This window comes from Allomesorhizobium camelthorni (assembly GCF_011045125.1).
GTDB lineage: Bacteria > Pseudomonadota > Alphaproteobacteria > Rhizobiales > Rhizobiaceae > Allomesorhizobium > Allomesorhizobium camelthorni.
Genome location: NZ_JAAKZF010000212.1, coordinates 1 through 2,340 on the forward strand (window position 1 = coordinate 1; position 2,340 = coordinate 2,340).

The 2,340-nt window shown below is 63.4% G+C and carries 2 protein-coding genes and 1 pseudogene; all 3 read right to left on the reverse strand.

Translation table 11 applies throughout. The features are described 5' to 3' along the window. Positions 1–265: 265 nt before the first annotated feature. On the reverse strand, positions 266–466 hold the full coding sequence (locus G6N73_RS35315) for a DUF2783 domain-containing protein (RefSeq protein ID WP_425484198.1): 201 nt from the start codon (positions 464–466) through the stop codon (positions 266–268). Continuing rightward, entirely contained in the window at positions 463–2,076 is a 1,614-nt protein-coding gene (locus G6N73_RS35320; RefSeq protein WP_165034486.1) for an FAD-dependent oxidoreductase, read from the reverse strand. The genes G6N73_RS35315 and G6N73_RS35320 overlap by 4 nt, the downstream gene beginning before the upstream one ends. 20 nt (positions 2,077–2,096) lie before the next feature. Then, a pseudogene (locus G6N73_RS35325) lies at positions 2,097–2,340 on the reverse strand (MBL fold metallo-hydrolase); the annotation flags it as partial.

A 2,340-nucleotide genomic window follows, 5' to 3' on the forward strand; every position in this document is an offset into this window, starting at 1 on the left:
TGCAAGTGAATTCAATAGCTTAACGGACAGTGTTCGCCATCCGTTCACCTCCAACTGTTCAAGTTGGGCAATGTGGTATGGCCGGCAACACTGCCTGACCAACGGGTGGCGAAGACCCCCCATGATCCCAGCTTTCGAGGCTAGCAGCGAGTCCACCGAGCTATACGCGCGCCGGAGCGGCTCGAGGCGCTCGCGCACAAGGCCGTAGACGTTTCCCAGCGCAGCGAATTTCGTGTCAGCGATACGCGACCGACTCCGTCGATCGCTAGCTGGCGAAGCGCTCCGTCGCTTTGTCGAGCGCCGCCTGCAGAACGTTCCGGTCCCCTACCTGGTTTGCGAGGATCAGCACCAGCCGGGCATTGAGCCGGGCGCTGTCCTCCGGCGAGAGACCTTCATGCGCCTTGAGCAGCGCCGCGTAAAAAACATCGCCGGCGGGCCCCAAACGGTCGCTGCCGAGATCGGTCATGGCCATGCCTCCATCGAGACGTTCGCCAGCGCGCGCTGGTGCGCGGCTCTGATCGAAGCCGCGTCCGGCATCCTGAAGGCCGCGGCCACATGCTGATCGGGCCGGAGCAGATAGGTCAGCCCATCGCCATATCGTTCGAACGCCAGTCCGGAAATATCCTGCAACTCCCCTTCGCCCGGTCGAGCGACATGGATATGCGGAATCTCATTCACCTCGATCCGCGGATGCTCACCGAAGGAGAGAAGGGTGAAACTCCCGCCCAACAAATTGAGCAGCCAGACGTCGGCGCCGTCGCGGCGGAGCGGCGCGTCCTTGCAGGCCGATCCTGCCTCCAGAACCGCTTCCGGTGACGGCGTCTGCAAAGGCAGCCCGGCGAGCGAACATGGCATGGAAAGCCGGCCCGAATTGACCAGCTTGCGGGCGAATTCCATGTCGGCGGCGAGATCGAGCACCTCGTCGCGCAGCATCTTTTCGATGACGGATTTCGGCGTCATGAAGTTGGTTGCGCGCGAGGAATGGGCGATGTTTTCATCGGCGCCGCGGACGCGCTCGTCATTGTAGCTCTCTATCAGGCTTTGCCCGGCCTGCCCCTTTACGACGGCGGCCAACTTCCAGCCGAGATTATCGACATCCTGGACACAGCCATTGCCGCCGCGAGCCCCGAAGGGCGAAACAATATGCGCGCTGTCGCCGACGAAGATCACGCGGTCGTGCACGAAACGCTCGAGCCGCCGGCACTGGAATGTATAGACCGAGACCCAGTCGATATCGAAATCGGAACGCCCGAGCACACGCTCGATGCGCGGCCTGACGTTCTCCGGCCGCCGTTCCCTTTCCGGATCGGCGTCCCAGCCGAGCTGCAGGTCGATGCGGTAGATGTTGTCCGGCTGCTTGTGAAGCAGCGCCGATTGGCCGGCATGGAAGGTCGGCTCGAACCAGAAACGCCGCTCCGAAGGGAAATCGGCATTCAGCTCGATGTCGGCAATGAGGAAACGCTCTTCGAACAGCCTGCCTGCAAACTCCAGCCCCAGCGCGGAACGCACGATTGACTTCGCGCCGTCGCAGGCGAGCAGATAGTCCGCGTCCAGCCTGTACGACCCATCCGGCGTCTCCACGCTCGCCGCCGCGCCGTCGGGCAACTTGACCACCCTGGCGACCTTGTTCTTGAAGCGCAGATCGATCAGGTCGGGGAAATCACGGGCGCGCTCGACCAGATACTGCTCGACATAATATTGCTGGAGATTGATGAAGGCCGGCATCTTATGGCCGCCTTCCGGCAGGAGGTCGAAACTGTAGATCTCGCGGTCACCATGGAAGACGCGCCCGATCTTCCATGTCACGCCCTTCTCGACCATGCGTTCGCTGACGCCCAGCCGGTCGAAGATCTCCAGCGTCCGCTTGGCCCAGCAGATCGCCCGGCTACCGACCGAAACCACGTCATTGTCGTCGAGCACCACCGACGGTACACCGCGAAGCGCCAGGTCGATGGCCAGGGACAGCCCGGTCGGGCCGGCGCCGACGATCGCTACCGGATAACGCCGAGGTGCCGCCTTGCCGGACAGTTCCGGCGGCTGCGCGTAGCCGAAAGGTTCGTAGCTGTAGCGCGGCATCTTTCCTCCCGGTGCGCAGCCTAGCCCTGCAGCCTGTCCCACATTTCGCGGTCGCGCTCGGCCGTCCAGATGCGGGGCGTGTCGATCCCCAGCGCCTCGTCGTAAGCCCGCGCCACGTTGAAAGGCAGGCAATGCTCGTAGATCGCGTAGGATGAGAATTTCGGATCGCATTCGGCTCGGGCGGCGTTCCATGCCTGCTTCAGCGAACCGCCGCCGCGCGCGATGCGGGCGACCGGCCGATAGGTGGATTGCAAGAAATCCGCG